The 507-nt window shown below is 32.0% G+C and carries 1 protein-coding gene; it reads right to left on the bottom strand.

Features of this window, described 5'->3' with window-relative positions:
- Nucleotides 1–283 (bottom strand): flagellin N-terminal helical domain-containing protein (locus A500_RS17565; protein ID WP_016208917.1); only part of this gene is annotated, 283 nt, incomplete at its 3' end.
- Nucleotides 284–507: the final 224 nt, after the last annotated feature.

Raw genomic sequence — 507 nt, 5'->3', positions numbered from 1 at the left:
CAGCAAGTTCCTTCATTCTAACTAGCATATCACTTACTTCATTTAATGCACCTTCTGCTGTTTGTATTCTTGATATACCATCTTGTGCATTTCTTGCCGCTTGATCAAGTCCTCTGATTTGGCTTCTCATCTTTTCAGATATTGATAACCCTGCTGCATCATCACCAGCCCTGTTAATTCTTAAACCTGAAGAAAGCTTTTCCATTGATTTTCCTGCTGATGCAGTATTCATTGCTGAATTTCTGTGTGCATTCATTGCATTCATATTGTGATTAATTATCATTTTTATTTCCTCCTTGATTTTTCTTTTTGACATCCATGTCTTTTTTATTTTTACTTTATAAGTTTATTAATTAAATGAAACTCGACTCCTATTTAGTCGCTGAGTACTCACAAAGTAAGCAAATAGCATAAAACTAAAGATTTTAGTTATCTGCTTAACAAATTCACACAATTTTAGAAAAGTACCAAAATTGCTTCATTGCTTATCTTAATAATTGAAGAACT

The sequence above is a fragment of the Clostridium sartagoforme AAU1 genome, assembly GCF_000401215.1.
GTDB classification, from domain to species: Bacteria; Bacillota; Clostridia; order Clostridiales; family Clostridiaceae; genus Clostridium; species Clostridium sartagoforme.
Note: the sequence above shows the minus strand (reverse complement) of the source record. Positions and strands in the feature narration are given on the sequence as shown.